An 18,021-nucleotide genomic window follows, 5' to 3' on the forward strand; every position below is an offset into this window, starting at 1 on the left:
GCTCGCGACGGACATCACCGCACGCACTTAATGCCCGCTGGTCGCCGGCCCCGCTTTGGCGGCAAACGGTGGCTTGGCCAGCCATACCAACAAAATCAACCCCATAAACAGCCAGCCCATCATGGTGAAGTAGTCCACGGTGGAAAACATATACGCCTGACTGGTCAGAATCTTATCCATCTGAGCGTAGGCTGGCGTACTGGCACCCCCCAGGCTTTCCAGGGTATGGCGTGTCACCGGGTCATAGGCGCTGATGCTTTCACTCATGTAGGCATGATGCTGATCCGCCCTGCGAATCCAGATCCATGTGGTCAAGGAGGCCGCAAAACTACCCCCCAGGGTCCGCAAGAACGTTGCGAGCCCAGCGCCATCGGCGATCTGATGCGGCGGTAAATCTGACATCAAAATGGTCAGCGTCGGCATAAAGAACAAGGCCACGCCAATCCCCATAAATAGCTGCACCATCGCGATATGCTGGAAATCCACCTCATTGGTGAAGTCTGCACGCATAAAGCAACTCAGGCCGATGGCCAGAAACGCCAGGCCAGCCAGCAAGCGCAAATCGAATTTATGCGCGTACTTGCCCACAAACGGCGACATCAACACCGGCAAGATCCCGATCGGTGCCACAGCCAAACCCGCCCAGGTCGCGGTGTAGCCCATCTGCGTCTGCAGCCATTGCGGCAAAATCAAATTGATACCGAAGAACCCGGCATACCCCAACACCAGCACAATGGTGCCGATGCGAAAGTTACGATGGGCAAACAGGCGCAAGTTGACGATCGGATGCTTGTCGGTCATTTCCCAAATGATGAAAGCCGCCAGTGCCACCACCGACAATGCGCTGCCCAAAAGGATGAAGTTGGACTCGAACCAGTCCAGATCATTGCCCTTGTCGAGTACGATCTGCAGCGCGCCTACACCAATGATCAGGGTAATCAACCCCACATAGTCCATCGGCTGACGGGTGATCACCACGGGGCGCGACTTCAGTTGCTGGCGAACTACCATCACCGCGAAGATACCGATCGGGATATTGATGAAGAAGATCCAGGGCCAGCTGTAACTGTCTGTGATCCAGCCACCCAGAATGGGGCCCGCAATGGGCGCAACCACCGTGACCATCGCCAGCAATGCCAATGCCATCCCCCGTTTCGCAGGTGGATACACCGCAATCAACAGGGTTTGTGTCATGGGATACAGCGGCCCGGCCACCAACCCTTGCAGCACCCGAAACCCGACCAGTTCAGGCATCGAGGTCGAAATACCGCACAAGAACGAGGCCAGCACGAACAGGATTGTGGCCCACAAAAACAGCTTCACTTCGCCAAAACGGCGACTCAGCCAGCCTGTCAGGGGCAAGGCAATCGCGTTACTGACCGCAAATGAAGTAATCACCCACGTGCCCTGCTCAGAACTCACCCCAAGGTTGCCGGAGATGGTGGGCAAGGCGACGTTGGCGATGGTCGTATCGAGCACCTGCATAAAGGTTGCCAGCGACAGACCAATAGTGGCCATTACCAAGCTGGGAGGGGTAAAAGACGCGTTTGTACTCATCGCAAATCCTTTAAAGCCGGGGATGCAGCCTCGCCGGTGCGGCGAGGCTCATGGATTGGCGAATCAGCGTTGGGCGGCCATATCGCCTGTTGCAGCGCTGTTGCTGTCAATCAAACGCGTAATCAGGGCTTCGGCCTCGGCCAATTGCTGCGCATAGACATGGGTGGTGAACGAGGCTTTTTGCGGCGGCTGCTGGGCCAGCACCGGGCCGCTCTGATCACGCAGGTTCACATCAACCGTTGTCGACAAACCAACACGCAGCGGATGTGCAGCCAGCTCATCGGCATTGATGTGGATACGCACCGGCACACGCTGCACGATCTTGATCCAGTTACCCGTGGCATTTTGCGCAGGCAGCAGGGCAAATGCGCTGCCCGTCCCGGCACCGATGCTGTCGATGGTGCCGCTGTATTTCACGCTGCTGCCATAGATATCCGATTCAATGTCCACCGGCTGACCGATGCGCATCTTGTGCAACTGGGTTTCCTTGAAGTTGGCATCAATCCACAGCTGATTCAGTGGAATGACCGCCATCAACGCGGTGCCCGGCTGAACCCGCTGACCCAACTGAACAGTGCGCTTGGCCACATATCCGGTGACCGGAGCAATCAGGGTGGAGCGGGCGTTTGCCAGGTAAGCCTGACGCAACTGCGCTGCAGCAGCTTTCACATCCGGGTGGTTGGCCACCGAGGTGTTATCGACCAGCGCAAGGGTGGTATCGAGTTTTTGTTCGGCATTGCGCAAGGCGCTTTGCGCTGAAGACAGGTCATCCCGGGCATGGGACAGCTCTTCTTGGGAAATTGCCCCGCCAGCCGCCAGACTTTTCCGGCGGTTGTAGTTGTCCTGGTTCTTTTGCACTTCGACTTTCTGAGCAGCCACCTGGGCCTTCATGCCCTTCACGTCACTGAACAGACCACGAACCTGACGCACGGTACGCGCCAGGTTGGCCTCGGCGCTTTGCAGGCCCACCTGCGCATCGCTCGGATCGAAATTAATCAGCACCTGGCCCTCATGAACCAGATCGCCATCATCCGCACCAATACTCACCACCGTACCGGTGACAAGAGGCGTGATTTCAACCACGTTGCCATTTACATAGGCATCGTCGGTGCTTTCATTCCAGCGACCATAAAACTCTTCCCAGCCCCAGACACCCAGGCCTGCCAGGATGACCAGAATCGCCAGGCCACTGAGCAAGAGCTTGCGCTTGCGCTGATTACCCGCGTCCTGGGTGTTTTGCGTTTCATTCGGTGTTTGCACAGTAGCCATGACGAGTACCTAAATAATTCTGCCAACAAGGACTTGAGAGGGAGCGGCCTCGGCCGTATTGCCGGGCTCAAATCCACCGCCCAGGGCTTGCATCAGTTGTATCGAAAGGTCGATCTGCTCTGCATTCAGGTCCGCCAGCTGACGCTGGGCCAGCAGCAGTTGCTGCTCAATGCTGAGCACGTCCAGGTAGTTACCGACACCGGAGCCGTAGCGCTGCAACACGGTATTGAACGAATCCTGAGCGATATCGGTTGCCCGCTGCTGGGCGTTGATTTGCTGCCCCACGGCACTCAGTTGAGCCAGGGTGTTACTGACATCGCCCAAGGCGCCCACGAGTATCTTGTTGTACTGCGCGACAGCCAGATCGTAATTGGCATCTTCGGCATCCAGCCCGGCGCGCAAACGCCCGCCATCAAAGATCGGCAGCGAAATGGCCGGGGCAATATTGAGAAAGCGACTGGCAGACCCGAACAACGCATCCCCCAACAGCGACTGAGTGCCTGCCGCCGCACTCAAGTTGAGATTGGGATAAAAGCGCGTCTTGGCCGCCGCAATATTTTTGCTTGCCGCCTCTACTCGCCAGCGCGCCGCCACCAGATCCGGGCGACGACCCAACAGCTCAGCCGGCAGGGTGCTCGGCAACGCCACGGCGCTCGGCGCCAGAATCTTCGGCCGAGCAATATCAACTCCGCGATCTGGCCCCTTGCCCAGCAATACCGCCAGCGCGATGCGTGCACTTTTGAGTTGTTTTTCAGCGCTGATCAACTGCTCCTGAGAACTGGCCTCAAGGCTTTCGGTTTGCTGAAACTGGTAGTGGCTGTCGATGCCGGCTTGCAGACGACGCTTGCTCAGGTCGAGCAATTTGCCGGTACGCTCCAGGTCGTCCTTGGCCAGATCACGGACGATAAAGGCATGCCCGAGGCTGCTGTAACCCCGCGCCACATCAGCGGCCAGGGTCAGGCTTGCGGCCTGGCTGTCGACTTCAGCCGCGCGGGCTTCGCCCAACGCTGCCTCCCAGGCATCACGCTGGCCGCCCCACAGATCGAACGTGTAATTAAACGTCAGACTGGCATCGCGCAAAGTGTCGTATCGACCACCCTGCCCGGTCGGATCTTGAGAACGCGACAAGCGCGAACGCGAGACATCGGCTTCGGCATCCAGGGTCGGCATCCGTGCGGCATTGGCCGCACCGGCCGCAGCAGTCGCCTGATGCGCACGAGCACTGGCTATTTGCATGTCCGGGCTGTCGCGCAAGGCTTCTTGAATCAGGCCATCCAGTTGCCCGTCTCCCAAACGTTTCCACCAGTCTTTTTCTGGCCAGGCTGCGGGTGTAACCGCAATGCCGTTGAGGGACTGGGCGGCCTTGAGGTTTTTCGCCTCCTGACTTACGCCCACGGTGTTCAGACCGCTGTAGCTGGCGCAACCCGCCAGTACCATCGACGTAAAAACCAGGCTCAGGCCTGTACGCAGCGTTATATGGCTCATTTTTCACCTAAACGCATGACAGTGATCGGATCACCCGCTGCCAGCAGTATTTTCTTGAGGATCTGTTCCAGGCTTTGCAGCTCTTGCGGGCTAATGGCGCTTGCCAGTTGATTCATCGCGTCAGCGCCAATCTGCGGCAATTGGCTGGCCAGCGCCTGCCCGTCGTCGGTCAACACCAGCCGCACCTGCCGCCGATCGGCTTCGGAACGCTGGCGCATCAACAGATTTTTTTGCTCGAGACGGTCAAGCATGCGGGTCATAGAGCCACTGTCCAGAGACAGGTGGCGGCAGAGTTCGGCCGGGGTATCGACGTCGTACTGGGCCATGATGATCAGAACCTTGAACTGCGCCGCCGTGATGCCGTAAGGCTCCATATGGCGGTCGATGATCCGGTCCTTGAGCATGGCCGTGCGCCCCAGGAGCATGCCCAGGGTGCAATTTTGGAAGTTATCGGGATGGAAATGCTTCATCAGGGCACCAGGAAGCTGCCTAGGCAGTAATGTTTCTAAATATTACTGTCTAGGCAGCTAATGTCAAGCCGATAATTAGGCAGCTATCTATCTAGCTGTAAGCATTCACCTTTTCTGTAGTCGCTGCCGAGGAACGAGGCTGCGATCGATTGCGCAGCAATTGTAAATCCTGATGTTTAGGTCTAACTGACACGCCACAGTGACTGGATTAATAACGGCTGTGATCGGGATACCGCATCATCCCGATCACAGCCGTCGTTCCTAGGCAGCGACTACAGGACTCATGCTTGGCTTGGCACACCACTGTGGAAGCGGAATTCAACATCCGGGGACTCGATCAACTCCTGCTCCGCCGCCCTCACCCGCTCGATGACCTGGGCAATATCCTTGGCGTCGCCATACTGATAGGCCAGTTTCAGGTAGCCCTGAAAATGCCGGGCCTCGCTCTTGAGCAAACCAAAGTAGAACTTGCCGAGTTCTTCGTCCAAATGCGGCACCAGTGCTTCGAAACGCTCGCAACTGCGTGCTTCGATAAACGCACCCACGACCAACGTATCCACCAGCTTGACCGGCTCATGGTTGCGCACCACTTTGCGCAACCCCGAGGCATAACGCCCGGCCGACAGCTGACGCAGCTCGATCTTGCGCTTTTTCATCAGGCGCATGACTTGCTCGTGATGCACCAGCTCTTCACGGGCCAGACGCGACATCATGTTGATCAGGTCGACATGGGAGTGGTACTTGGCAATCAGGCTGAGGGCCGTGCTGGCAGCCTTGAACTCACAGTTTTTGTGATCGATCAGCAAGGTTTCCTGATCGGCCAATGCCGCTGCGATCCAGCCGTCAGGCGTGCGGCAGCCCAGGAACTCATGAATTTCAGGAAGAATCACGCGCACGCTCCCGACCATTGGGGGTTGCACAGCAGACGGGCAGTGTTTTGAAAAATCGCTGACATGAGGCTCACAAAGACTGGATTGAGGCGAGCCGGGGATTATACGGGCCACGGAGCGCAGCACCAACGGCGCAACTTGATATGCATCAACACAGGCACAACGACTGAGCAACTATAGTGATTACACGCCGCTTTTATTACTTGTGGAGTTACCGGTCATGCACAGCATTAACAGCCTGTTGGTCGTCATCGAGCCCCATCTGATGGAAAGTCTCGCCCTCAAGCGTGCCAAACACATCGCCAGCCACACAAAAGCGCATTTGCACCTGTTGATCTGCGATAAAAAGCATGACCACTCAGCCCTGCTGAGCGTGCTTGAAAGCAGCCTGAAAAGTGAGGCCTACAGCGTCACCAGCGAGCAGGCCTGGCACGAAAGCCAGCACGCCACCATCATCAAGGTGCAGCAAGCCCACAACTGTGGGCTGGTGATCAAGCAACACGTACCCGACAACCCGCTGAAAAAAGTGCTGCTGACCCCCGAAGACTGGAAACTGCTGCGCTATTGCCCAAGCCCGGTATTGTTGGCCAAGACCGCTGAATCCTGGGAACACGGGGTCATATTGGCCGCCGTCGACGTGGGCAACAACGACCCTGAGCACATGGCCCTGCACTCAAGCATCGTTGACCACGGTTTTCGGATCGCCAGCATGGCCCATGCACAGTTTCATGTCGTCAGCGCGCACCCCGCCCCCATGCTCGCCGCTGTCGACGCAGCCTACCCGCTGGACACTCAACTGCAAGAAACCTACCGGGCAGAGTGCCGGGTGTTTCAGCAACAGTGTGAAATTGACGACAGCCGCCTGCATATCGAGGAAGGCCCGGCAGACGTGATCATCCCTCGGGTCGCCAAGGCCCTGGGTGCAGTGGTAACGGTCATGGGCACAGTGGCGCGCACCGGGTTCTCGGGGGCATTGATCGGCAATACGGCCGAGGTGGTGATCGACAAGCTGGAAAGCGACATTCTGGTGCTCAAGCCCGAGGACATGATCGAGCACCTGGAAGAACTGGCGAATAAAGGCTGATCGGCTGGCGACCTATTCGCCAAACGCCTCTTTCAGAAAACCCGGAGCTATATAGCGCTGATAATGCGCTTCAGACAGGAGGAAAAATTCCCGATCAATGGCGTCACGCAACTCGGGCAGCGCCCAGCCACGAAACTCCGGCAGCAGCACCATGCCATAGAGCTCCAACTGATTGATCACCCGCGCACCGCGGGCAATCAGCTGGTAGGCCCAGCAGTATTCGGACTGGTTGGGTACAAAGCGGATCTTGCGTGCCACCAGTTGGTCACGCAGCGTAGCCCGGTCGAACACCTCGACCTTGCCAGCCATCACCTGCACCAAAAGCTGCTCAAGACGACGCCACACAGCGCGTTTTTCTTCCTCGTTGTAACCGTTCCAATTGATCACTTCATGGTGAAAACGCTTGCAACCACGGCACACGAGGTCGCCGTAGACCGTTGAGCAAAGGCCTATGCAGGGGGTCTTGATGGTTTGATTGGACATGGCGAAATAGAGCACTGCAGAACGAAACAGGTGGCCATGTTAGCCCTTTGTCTAACGCAGATCACCCCTCAACCTTCAGGGGCTAACTTACCTTTAACAAGTTTTTACCGTAGAATCGGTCTGCCTTTTAAGGCGCCAATGTCCGTTAGAAGCTGTTTTCAAAGCGTCACGAGCACAGTTGATCCCGAAGAACGGTGTTGGTGAAGGGTATTTGCACTGCAGATACCCGCACCAACATTCATCATCTCCCCCGTTCGGAAGGCGTAAAACTTTGAAAACAGCTTCTGTTGGGAATCCTTGCAACTCTGGCTAAGCGGCTCAAAAAGCCCCCATGCGCATGAGTGCTCGGCATTCCTGGATGAGCGTCCCGGACACCCATTTGGGACCAATGATGAGGGTAATAACTGTGCTTGAAGCCTACCGCAAACATATCGAAGAGCGCGCAGCACTGGGTATCGTTCCCCAGCCGCTAAACGCCGAACAAACCGCATCTCTGGTTGAGCTGCTGAAAAACCCGCCAGCTGGCGAAGAAGAATTCCTCGTTGACCTGATCACCAACCGCATTCCGCCGGGTGTTGATGAAGCGGCCTATGTAAAAGCAGGCTTCCTGTCCGCCATCGCCAAAGGTGAAGCGACTTCCCCACTGATCAGCAAAAAGCGCGCTGTAGAACTGCTTGGCACCATGCAAGGCGGCTACAACATCGTGACGCTGGTCGAGATGCTGGATGACGCAGAGCTGGCACCGGTTGCCGCCGAGCAACTCAAGCACACCCTGCTGATGTTTGACGCCTTCCACGACGTCGCTGAAAAAGCCAAAAACGGCAATGCCCACGCTAAAGCCGTGGTGCAATCCTGGGCTGACGGCGAGTGGTTCAAGAACCGCCCTGTACTGGCTGACAAAATCAGCCTGCGCGTGTTCAAGGTCACTGGCGAAACCAACACCGACGACCTGTCGCCTGCACCGGACGCCTGGTCGCGCCCTGACATCCCGCTGCACGCCCTGGCCATGCTGAAAATGGCTCGCGACGGCATCGTGCCGGACGTTCAAGGCTCCATCGGTCCGATGAAGCAAATCGAAGAAATGCGCAACGCAGGCTTCCCTATTGCCTACGTCGGCGACGTGGTCGGTACCGGTTCGTCGCGTAAATCGGCCACCAACTCCGTACTGTGGTTCTTCGGCGACGACGTTCCTTACGTACCGAACAAGCGTGCCGGTGGTTTCTGCTTCGGCAGCAAAATCGCTCCGATCTTCTACAACACCATGGAAGATGCTGGCGCACTGCCAATCGAGTTCGATGTTTCCAACATCAACATGGGCGACGTGATCGACCTGTACCCGCACGCTGGCAAAGTCTGCAAGCACGGTACCGACGAAGTCATCACTACCTTCGAAATGAAGACCCCGGTTCTGTTGGACGAAGTTCGCGCTGGCGGCCGTATCCCACTGATCATTGGCCGCGGCCTGACCGAGAAGGCTCGCGCTGAACTGGGCCTGGCTCCATCCGACCTGTTCAAAAAGCCTGAAGCACCTATCGAAAGCACCAAGGGTTTCACCCTGGCGCAGAAAATGGTCGGCAAGGCTTGCGGCGTGACCGGCGTTCGTCCGGGCACTTACTGCGAACCGAAGATGACCACCGTAGGTTCTCAGGACACCACCGGTCCAATGACCCGTGACGAACTGAAAGACCTGGCGTGCCTGGGCTTCTCCGCTGATCTGGTAATGCAGTCGTTCTGCCATACCGCGGCCTATCCTAAGCCGATCGACGTCACCACCCACCACACCCTGCCTGATTTCATCATGACCCGCGGCGGTGTTTCCCTGCGTCCGGGCGACGGCATCATCCACAGCTGGCTGAACCGCATGCTGCTGCCGGATACCGTCGGCACAGGTGGTGACTCCCACACCCGCTTCCCGATGGGCATCTCGTTCCCGGCCGGTTCCGGCCTGGTAGCGTTCGCCGCAGCCACTGGCGTAATGCCACTGGACATGCCGGAGTCGGTTCTGGTTCGCTTCAAAGGCGAAATGCAACCGGGCATCACCTTGCGTGACCTGGTACACGCCATCCCTTACGTCGCCATCCAGAAAGGCCTGCTGACGGTAGAGAAGAAAGGCAAGATCAACGAATTCTCGGGTCGTATCCTGGAAATCGAAGGTCTGGACAACCTGAGCATCGAGCAGGCATTCGAACTGTCCGACGCCTCGGCAGAGCGTTCGGCTGCTGGCTGCACCATCAAGCTGTCCAAAGAGTCCATCACCGAATACCTGAACTCCAACATCACCCTGCTGCGCTGGATGATCGGTGAAGGTTACGGCGACGCTCGTACCCTTGAGCGTCGTGCTCAAGCGATGGAAGCCTGGGTAGCCAACCCTGAGCTGATGGAAGCCGATGCTGACGCCGAATACGCGCACATCATCGAAATCGATCTGGCTGACATCAAAGAGCCTGTGCTCTGCGCGCCAAACGACCCGGATGACGCCCGCCTGCTGTCCACCGTTGCCGGTGAGAAGATCGACGAAGTGTTCATCGGTTCGTGCATGACCAACATCGGCCACTTCCGCGCTGCGGGCAAGTTGCTGGACAAGGTCAAAGGTCAGCTGCCAACTCGTCTGTGGCTGTCGCCGCCGACCAAAATGGACGCTCACCAGCTGACCGAAGAAGGCTACTACGGCATCTACGGCAAAGCTGGCGCACGCATGGAAATGCCGGGCTGCTCCCTGTGCATGGGTAACCAGGCACGTGTAGAGCCGAACTCGACTGTTGTGTCGACTTCGACCCGTAACTTCCCGAACCGTCTGGGTGACGGCGCGAACGTCTACCTGGCTTCGGCCGAGTTGGCGTCGGTTGCCTCGATCCTGGGTCGCCTGCCTTCCGTTGAGGAATACATGGCCTACGCTGCAGAGATCAACACCATGGCAGCGGACGTATACCGCTACCTGAGCTTTGATCAGATCGCCGAATTCCGTGAAGCGGCTGCAAATGCCAACATTCCGGTTATTCAAGCGTAAGCTGATGCAGTAACAAAAAAGCCCCGACTCTCACTGCAGAGCCGGGGCTTTTTCATGTCCGCGATTCAGGTGTTTACAGCAGTGGAGCCACAACTTGCTGCTCCCGTGGCCAGGCATCCAGCACGGCCTTGAACAGCGTCGCCAGCGGGATTGCAAAGAACACCCCCCAGAAACCCCACAACCCGCCAAACAACAGCACCGCACAAATGATTGCCACCGGGTGCAGGCTCACGGCCTCGGAGAACAGCAGCGGTACGAGTACGTTGCCGTCCAGGGTCTGGATGATCCCGTAGACCGCCATCAGATAGATAAACTGATCACTCCAGCCCCACTGAAACAACGCGATCAACAGCACCGGCACCGTCACCACCACGGCCCCCACATAGGGCACCACCACCGAAATCCCCACCAGCAACGCCAGCAAGGCCGAATAATTAAGGCCCATGGTGACAAATGCGATATACGTCACGCCGCCGCAAATAATGATCTCGATGACCTTGCCGCGAATGTAGTTCGCGATCTGGCGGTTCATTTCTTGCGCCACACGGGTAATCAACGCCCGCTCGCGAGGCAGATAACCACGCACCCAACGACCGATCAGCGCCCGGTCCTTTAGGAAGAAAAACACCAGGATCGGCACCAGCACCAGATAAATCATGATGTTGACCAACAGCGGCAGACTGGACAGTGAAAAGGTCAGCGCCAGTTGCCCGAACTTGCCGATTTCACCCCGGGCCACTTCGATGGCTTGCAGCACCTGCTCATCCGAAACCAGATGCGGATAGCGCTCGGGCAACAGCAGCAACAGCGACTGCCATTTTGCGAGCATGCCCGGCAGCTCATTGAACAGCGTGATCAGTTGATGCCAAAGCAAAGGCACCACCACCACAAGAAACACCAGCAACAACCCCATAAACAATGCAAACACCAACCCGACCGCTGCGGCGGCGGGCACTCTCAGGCGCTCCAGAGCAACCACCAGGCCCTGCATCAGATACGCCAGCACCATGCCCGCCAACACGGGCGCCAACATGCCGCCCAATGTCAGCACAGCGGTAAATGCCAGCACCAGCAAGACCGCCAGTACAACCGCTTCCTCATCAGAGAAATAGCGCTGAACCCAACCACGTAGAACCTTGAACATCAATATTCCTTAGACCGGGACTCAGGCCTTGCGTAGCCAGTAGCGATAGGTGCCCGCATTTTCTTCTTCACGCAGCAGTTCATGCCCTGCCAAGCGCGCGAAGGTACGAAAGTCACGCTGTGAACCCCCATCCGTGGCGATGACCTTAAGGACCTGACCACTGCTCATTTTGTTCAACGCCATCTTGGCCTTGAGCAATGGCAACGGACAATCAAGGCCCGCTGCGTCCAGTTCGGCATCATGGGCCAACGCATCAGTCATTACGTACTTCTCCAGATAGGGCATTTTTTATGCCGGCTAGAATACCCCAAGCAGAGCCGCCACTGGTCGCCAGCCGAGTGTCCAGCTACAGTAAGCGCTTTACCGACCAGAGCTCTGTGCATGACTTTTCTGCGCCCTACCCTGTTGACGCTCGCTTGCCTGCTCGCCTCGCCGAGCTTCGCCGACGATTTACCGTCTCTGGGTGACGCCAGTTCATCGATCGTCTCGCCACAACAAGAGTACCAACTGGGCCGTGCCTGGTTGAGCATGCTGCGCGGACAGGTGTCGCAGCTCAACGATCCGCAACTCAAGGATTACGTCGAAACCAGCGTCTACAAACTGGTTGAAACCAGCCAGGTACAGGATCGCCGGCTGGAATTCATTCTGATCAACAGCCCGCAGCTCAACGCCTTCGCCGCTCCCGGCGGGATCATCGGGGTCAACGGCGGCCTGTTCCTCAACGCCCAGACCGAAGGTGAGTACGCCTCGGTAATGGCCCACGAACTTGCTCACTTGTCACAGCGTCACTTCGCTCGCGGCGTAGAGGCCCAGCAGCGCATGCAGTTGCCGATGATGGCTGCGCTGCTCGCCGGGATCATCGTTGCGGCCTCGGGCGCGGGCGACGCGGGCATAGCGGCCATCGCCGGGACACAGGCTGCGGCCATGCAGGAACAGCGGCGCTTCTCGCGACAGAATGAGCAGGAAGCTGACCGGATCGGCATTCTCAACCTGGAGAAAGCAGGCTACGACCCGCGTTCAATGCCGACCATGTTCGAACGCCTGATGCGCCAATACCGCTTTGACGGCAGGCCACCCGAGTTTTTGCTGACTCACCCGGTCACCGAGTCGCGTATCGCCGACACCCGCAACCGCGCCGAACAGGCCAGAGTGGGCGGCACCGAAGACAGCTTGCGCTATCAACTGATCCGCGCCCGGGTGCAACTCAACTACGAAGAAACCCCGGGCCTGGCGGCCAAGCGCTTTCGCCAGCAACTGGATGAGAACCCGAAAAACGACGTAGCCCGCTATGGCCTGGCCATTGCCTACATCAAAGGCAGCCAGTTCAACGAAGCCCGCGATACGCTCAAACCGCTACTGGAAAAGTCGCCGAACGACATCACCTACAACCTGGCGCAAATCGAGCTGGACATGGACAGCAATCGCCTGGCCGAAGCCCAGCAGCGAATCGACAGAATGCGCACCCTGTATCCGGGCAACTACCCGCTCAATCAGGCGCGTGTTGATCTGTTGCTCAAGCAAAATAACCCCAAGGAAGCCGACAAAGCCCTTGAAGCCTTGCTCAAAAGCCGCCCCGATGACCCGGATGTCTGGTACTCGGTTGCAGAAACTCGAGGCTTGTCAGGCAACATCATCGGCCTGCATCAGGCCCGTGCGGAATACTTTGCGCTGGTGGGGGATTTCCGACAGGCCATCCAGCAACTGGACTTTGCCCAGAAGCTCACCAACAACTTCCAGCTGTCGGCCCGCCTGGATGCCCGCAAGCGGGAACTGATGGATCAGGAGCGGGCGCTCAAAGATATGATGAACTGACAAAAGCCTCACTGACTCTGTGGGAGCGGGCATGCTCGCGATAGCCTCGACGCGGTAAGCCCGCATCCACGAGCAAGTGAAATCGCCGCACCGCCACTCCCACAGATAGTAGGGCTAGCTACTCAGGCATTCCCCGCCAGTTTCAAACGCGCAGCCTGGGTGAAGTCCAGCATGCGCTTGAGCGGGCGAATGGCATGGGGCACCAGTGCCGGGTCGACAAAAATCTCGTTGGTACCCTGCTGCAAACACTCCAGGGTGCGTTCCAGGGTATTCATGGCCATCCACGGGCAATGTGCGCAACTGCGGCACGCCGCACCGTTACCCGCAGTGGGTGCCTCGATAAAGACCTTGTCCGGGCACAGCTGCTGCATCTTGTAAAAAATGCCGCGGTCGGTGGCCACGATAAAGGTCTTGTTGGGCAGGTTCTGCGCCGCAGCAATCAGTTGACTGGTGGAGCCCACGGCATCCGCCAGATCGATCACCGACTCCGGCGACTCCGGGTGAACCAGAATTGCCGCGTCCGGATACAACGCCTTCATGTCTTCGAGCTGCTTGGACTTGAACTCTTCGTGAACGATGCACGCACCGTCCCACAGCAGCATGTCGGCACCGGTCTGGCGCTGGATGTAGCGGCCCAGATGCTTGTCCGGCCCCCAGATAATGGTTTCGCCGTTATCCATCAGGCTTTCGACGATTTCCAGCGCGCAGCTTGATGTCACCACCCAGTCAGCCCGGGCCTTGACCGCCGCGGACGTGTTGGCATACACCACCACCGTGCGCTCGGGATGCTTGTCGCAAAAGGCCGAGAACTCTTCAACCGGGCAGCCCAGGTCAAGAGAACACGTGGCCTCCAGCGTTGGCATCAACACGCGTTTTTCAGGGGTCAGGATTTTCGCCGTCTCGCCCATGAAGCGCACACCGGCCACCAGAATGGTTTTGGCCGGGTGGGCCGCACCAAAGCGGGCCATCTCCAGGGAGTCGGACACACAGCCACCGGTTTCTTCGGCCAGGGCCTGAATCACCGGATCACAGTAGAAATGCGCCACCAGCACCGCGTCGCGGGCTTTAAGCTCAGCCGCGATCTGCGCACGAAGGCTGAGGGCTTGTGCCTCCGTCAGCGGTTTTGGCTGCTTGGCATCAAGGTGGGCTTGAACCAGAAGTCGTTCAGAAATTTGCGTCATGTTCGCAAGACCTGCAAGCGCGTTGCGCGAAAGTCGAGTGTACCACCAGCTCCGGACCGTCAAGTCCCGCTGGGAGAATGTGTGTATCAGGCACGGACAAGCACTGAAGCGCGATAAGGCTACAGAATATCCTTGGGATTCAAAAGTTTAATGTTGCGCGGGCGACGGCGGGCAAGTGATCGAGCGTTTTTTCGGAAAAAGGAGCGCTGCGCGCGCCCCTCCCTTAGATCTTTCCGAAAACCTTGAACACGCTAATGATCGCAGGCCCGATGGCAACCAGAAAAAAGCTGGGCCACAGGCAAAAGATCAGCGGAAAGACCAGCTTTGTACCGACCTTGGCAGCTTTTTCCTCAGCCAGTTGCGTACGCCGATCGCGGAATTCTTCGGCATATATCCGCAAGGTGGTCCCCACACTAGTGCCGAAGCGGATGCTCTGCGCCAGCAAGCTCACCAGCCCGCGAATGTCTTCCAGCCCGGTACGCTCGGCCAGGTGCTTGAGGGCCTCAGTGCTTGGAACACCCGCACGCACTTCGGCGTTGACCAGTGCCAGCTCAAGGGCAAGATCGGGCTGGCTGACGGCCATTTCCTCGGAGACCCGCTCGATTGCCTGGGGCAAGGCGAGCCCCGACTCCACGCACACCACCATGAGGTCCAGCGCATCCGGGAAAGCAATCAGCAGCCGCGACATGCGTGCCTGCTTGCGTGCGCCCACATAGACCGCCGGAACCAGCCACCCCACGCCAAGCGCCAACATCAACAGGCCAACGCCCAGTAGCAGCGACATGTTGGCAATAAACGGCAACGCCACAAGCGTAATACCTGTCAGCAGCAAGGGCAGCAGCAGCCGAATCGCCCAGTACACTTGCACCGCAGACGGCGAGCGATAACCGGCATGGGTCAACAGGGTGCGGGTGGCCGATGAGCGCCGGGTTTCACCGGCACTGAAGCGCTGCCCCACCTGCTCAAGCATCATTTGCAGATTGCTCGGTGGCGCCCGACGGTCTGTGCCATGACCCCGCTTGATCAACATCAAGCGGCGCTGCACCGGGCTTTGCAGCCCCCTGACCAGCATCACCAGTGTCGCCACCACCAGCACCACACTCAGCCCGATAAGCCCGGCAAACAACAGCCGGGTCAGTTGCTCGTCACCCACCAGCCGGTTGATCAGTTCCAGTAAATAGTTCATGCCCATGCCCTCCGGGATACCCCGTATTCACACCTGGATCCGGATGATTTTGCGGATCCAGAAAATCCCGATCAGCATGGCCACAAACGCCCCCATGATCAGCTTCTGCCCCAAGGGTTCCTTGAACAGCAAGGGCATATAGGTCGGGCTCGAAATCAAGATGGCCAGCGCCAGGACAAAGGGCATCGATACCAGTATCCAGCCGGACATCCGCCCCTCGGCCGAGAGTGTCTTGACCTTGCGATGGAAGCGAAAACGCCCGCGAATCAGGCTGCTCAAACGGGTCAGTACTTCGGTAAGGTTGCCACCGGTTTCACGGTGGATCAGTACCGTGGTCACCAGCATCATCACCGTCATGCTGGGCACACGCTCCAGCAGGCCCAGCATGGCCCGACGCACGTCATTGCCATAGTTGATATCGGCGAAAGCCAGACCAAACTCGTAAGCCACCGGCCCGTGATGTTCATCAGCAACCAGTTGCAGGGTTTCGTTGAACGGATGGCCGGCACGCAGGGCGCGGCACATGGCATCCAGGGCATCGGGCAAACCCTCCTCGAACTGGGCGAAGCGTTTGGTACGGTCGTGGGATATTTTCCATATTGGCAACCAGAAACTGACCAGCGCAGCCGGTACTGCCACCCACCACAGCTGCAGAAACGACCACAGCACAAGCCCCACCGCTGTCGCCAGCACCAGCCCCAGCAACAGGACCCGATAAGCCCGATACTCATGACCGGCCTGCTCGATCATCTGGGCCAGGGTTTCCATCATCGGCAACTGCTCCAGGCGAGCCTCGAGGGGCGGCAGGCGACGCAGGTATTTCTGGCGCAGTATCGACTGCATGTTGGGCAAGTTATTGGCCCGTTCCAGCAAGTTAAGACGGCCACGAATGCGCTTGCGCACCTGGTTGGCCTCACCGAACACCGGAATCGTCAGCCCCTGACTGAGCAGGAACATGGCAGAGAACACCATGCCCAGAAACGCCAGGATAAATTCACCAGGAATCTGGTTCATCACTACCCCTCCATCCAGTCCGGCCGGAACAGGCTGAGCGGCAGCTCAATGCCCCGTTTGGCCAGCACATCACGAAATGCCGGCACCATCCCGGTTGAGCGAAACTCGCCCAAAACCTCCCCTTTCTCGCCCATGCCGCTGCGCACAAAGGCGAAGATCTCGGTCATGGTGATGACATCACCTTCCATGCCATTGATTTCCTGCACGCTGACCAGACGTCGCGTACCGTCCTCCTGACGTTCCAGCTGGATGACCACGCCGATGGCCGAAGCGATCTGCTGACGCATGGCCTTGATCGGAAAAGTGGCTCCGCTCATGGACACCATATTCTCGATCCGCCCCAATGCATCGCGGGCAGTGTTGGCGTGAATGGTGGTCAACGAACCATCGTGCCCCGTGTTCATCGCCGTCAACATATCCAGGGCCTCGGCGCCACGCACTTCCCCAATAACGATCCGGTCCGGGCGCATCCGCAGACTGTTACGCACCAATTCACGCTGGCCCACTTCACCACGGCCCTCGATATTCGATGGACGGGTTTCCAGACGCACCACATGGGGTTGCTGCAGTTGCAACTCGGCAGAGTCTTCGATGGTGACGATCCGCTCGTTGTGCGGGATAAAACTGGACAGCACATTGAGCATGGTGGTCTTGCCGCTACCGGTGCCCCCGGAGATCAGTACATTGAGCCGTCCGCGCACGATCGCCTTGAGCATCAGGGCGATCGCTGGCGTCAGGGTGCCCATTTGCACCAGGCTCTGGGTATTGAGCAAATCCACGGCAAAGCGACGGATCGACATGCTCGGCCCGTCGATGGCCAGCGGCGGGATGATCGCGTTGACCCGCGAGCCGTCCTTGAGCCGCGCGTCCACCAGCGGCGAGGACTCATCAATGCGCCGCCCCAAACTGGACACGATACGGTCGATGATATTGAGCAGATGCTGGTCGTCGCGAAAGCGCACATCGGTTCTCTGCAACTTGCCAAAGCGCTCGACATATACCGAGTTGAATCCATTGACCAGAATGTCGGACACGCTGTTGTCACCGAGCAACGGTTCAAGCGGCCCGAGCCCCAGTACCTCATCGGTGATTTGCTTGATAATCAACTGGCGGCTGCTGGCACTGACCGGCGCCGAATACTCGTCCAGCAGGCGCAGACTGATTTCGCGGATCTGGCGTCCGGCGTCGGCCAGCTCCAGGGTATCGAGCAAGGACAGGTCCATGACCTTGAGCAACTGCTGGTAGATTTTCTCCCGCCACTCGGCTTCCATCGAGCTGAGTTTGGTGCGGGTTTCGTACACCACATCCGGTGCACTGGCCTCCCAGGCCATCAATACACTGGCGCAGTCGGCACCCTCGATGGGCATCACCACAGTATCTACCGGAGCCAGCTTGCCGGCTCGCTGACGCAGGCGGTTACGAAAGTCGCTGAGCATGGC

At 58.3% G+C, this 18,021-nt stretch carries 15 protein-coding genes; 3 read left to right on the forward strand and 12 right to left on the reverse strand.

The annotated features are described in order from the left end of the window. Positions 1-27 precede the first annotated feature (27 nt). The 5 genes from AACY07_RS00170 to AACY07_RS00190 all read right to left on the reverse strand — a co-directional run bounded on the left by AACY07_RS00170 (position 28) and on the right by AACY07_RS00190 (position 5,671). A complete protein-coding gene (locus AACY07_RS00170; RefSeq protein WP_133077960.1) occupies positions 28-1,557 on the reverse strand; it encodes a DHA2 family efflux MFS transporter permease subunit in 1,530 nt (509 codons plus the stop codon). Positions 1,558-1,620: 63 nt separating this feature from the next. Then, entirely contained in the window at positions 1,621-2,826 is a 1,206-nt protein-coding gene (locus tag AACY07_RS00175; RefSeq protein ID WP_339473002.1) for an efflux RND transporter periplasmic adaptor subunit, read from the reverse strand. A gap of 9 nt (positions 2,827-2,835) precedes the next feature. Continuing rightward, entirely contained in the window at positions 2,836-4,311 is a 1,476-nt protein-coding gene (locus AACY07_RS00180) for an efflux transporter outer membrane subunit (protein WP_339473003.1), read from the reverse strand. Continuing rightward, positions 4,308-4,781: a MarR family winged helix-turn-helix transcriptional regulator gene (locus AACY07_RS00185; protein ID WP_133077963.1), complete on the reverse strand. Its 474-nt coding sequence runs from the start codon at positions 4,779-4,781 to the stop codon at positions 4,308-4,310. Before AACY07_RS00185 ends, AACY07_RS00180 begins: the two co-directional genes overlap by 4 nt. Positions 4,782-5,062: 281 nt before the next feature. Beyond that, on the reverse strand, positions 5,063-5,671 hold the full coding sequence (locus AACY07_RS00190) for a tRNA-(ms[2]io[6]A)-hydroxylase (RefSeq protein WP_339473004.1): 609 nt from the start codon (positions 5,669-5,671) through the stop codon (positions 5,063-5,065). Between the two features lie 220 nt (positions 5,672-5,891). Between AACY07_RS00190 and AACY07_RS00195 the strand changes: the two genes are divergently transcribed. Next, positions 5,892-6,755, forward strand: a complete 864-nt coding sequence (locus tag AACY07_RS00195) for a universal stress protein (RefSeq protein ID WP_133077965.1) — start codon at positions 5,892-5,894, stop codon at positions 6,753-6,755. A 12-nt stretch (positions 6,756-6,767) separates the two neighbouring features. Here the strand turns inward: AACY07_RS00195 and AACY07_RS00200 are convergent, their stop codons facing one another. Beyond that, the gene (locus AACY07_RS00200) at positions 6,768-7,238 is read right to left on the reverse strand and encodes a DUF1289 domain-containing protein (RefSeq protein WP_019823181.1); all 471 of its coding nucleotides are present in this window, start codon (positions 7,236-7,238) and stop codon (positions 6,768-6,770) included. A gap of 406 nt (positions 7,239-7,644) precedes the next feature. Here AACY07_RS00200 and acnB point away from each other — a divergent pair, with 406 nt between their 5' ends. Continuing rightward, on the forward strand, positions 7,645-10,245 hold the full coding sequence (gene acnB / locus AACY07_RS00205; protein ID WP_339473423.1) for a bifunctional aconitate hydratase 2/2-methylisocitrate dehydratase: 2,601 nt from the start codon (positions 7,645-7,647) through the stop codon (positions 10,243-10,245). 73 nt (positions 10,246-10,318) lie between these two features. Here the strand turns inward: acnB and AACY07_RS00210 are convergent, their stop codons facing one another. Continuing rightward, positions 10,319-11,389 (reverse strand): AI-2E family transporter, encoded by a 1,071-nt coding sequence (locus AACY07_RS00210; RefSeq protein WP_133077966.1) that lies wholly within the window; start codon positions 11,387-11,389, stop codon positions 10,319-10,321. Between the two features lie 21 nt (positions 11,390-11,410). Beyond that, positions 11,411-11,650 (reverse strand): sulfurtransferase TusA family protein, encoded by a 240-nt coding sequence (locus AACY07_RS00215; RefSeq protein ID WP_133077967.1) that lies wholly within the window; start codon positions 11,648-11,650, stop codon positions 11,411-11,413. 120 nt (positions 11,651-11,770) lie between these two features. Between AACY07_RS00215 and AACY07_RS00220 the strand changes: the two genes are divergently transcribed. Continuing rightward, positions 11,771-13,201, forward strand: coding sequence for a M48 family metalloprotease (locus AACY07_RS00220; protein ID WP_133077968.1), 1,431 nt, complete (start codon positions 11,771-11,773; stop codon positions 13,199-13,201). A gap of 122 nt (positions 13,202-13,323) precedes the next feature. On the opposite strand, the gene nadA is transcribed toward AACY07_RS00220, so the two are convergent. The 4 genes from nadA to AACY07_RS00240 all read right to left on the reverse strand — a co-directional run bounded on the left by nadA (position 13,324) and on the right by AACY07_RS00240 (position 18,018). After that, positions 13,324-14,382 carry a quinolinate synthase NadA gene (gene nadA / locus AACY07_RS00225; RefSeq protein WP_016782293.1) on the reverse strand — a complete coding sequence of 353 codons (1,059 nt, stop codon included), beginning with the start codon at positions 14,380-14,382 and terminating at the stop codon, positions 13,324-13,326. Positions 14,383-14,605: 223 nt separating this feature from the next. Next, positions 14,606-15,568: a type II secretion system F family protein gene (locus tag AACY07_RS00230; protein ID WP_339473005.1), complete on the reverse strand. Its 963-nt coding sequence runs from the start codon at positions 15,566-15,568 to the stop codon at positions 14,606-14,608. 27 nt (positions 15,569-15,595) lie between these two features. Continuing rightward, positions 15,596-16,582, reverse strand: coding sequence for a type II secretion system F family protein (locus AACY07_RS00235; protein WP_133077970.1), 987 nt, complete (start codon positions 16,580-16,582; stop codon positions 15,596-15,598). Positions 16,583-16,584: 2 nt separating this feature from the next. After that, a complete protein-coding gene (locus tag AACY07_RS00240) occupies positions 16,585-18,018 on the reverse strand; it encodes a CpaF family protein (protein WP_339473006.1) in 1,434 nt (477 codons plus the stop codon). Between the last annotated feature and the right edge of the window lie 3 nt (positions 18,019-18,021).

This window comes from Pseudomonas sp. RL_5y_Pfl2_69, from assembly GCF_963970465.1.
In the GTDB taxonomy this organism is placed as follows: Bacteria; Pseudomonadota; Gammaproteobacteria; order Pseudomonadales; family Pseudomonadaceae; genus Aquipseudomonas.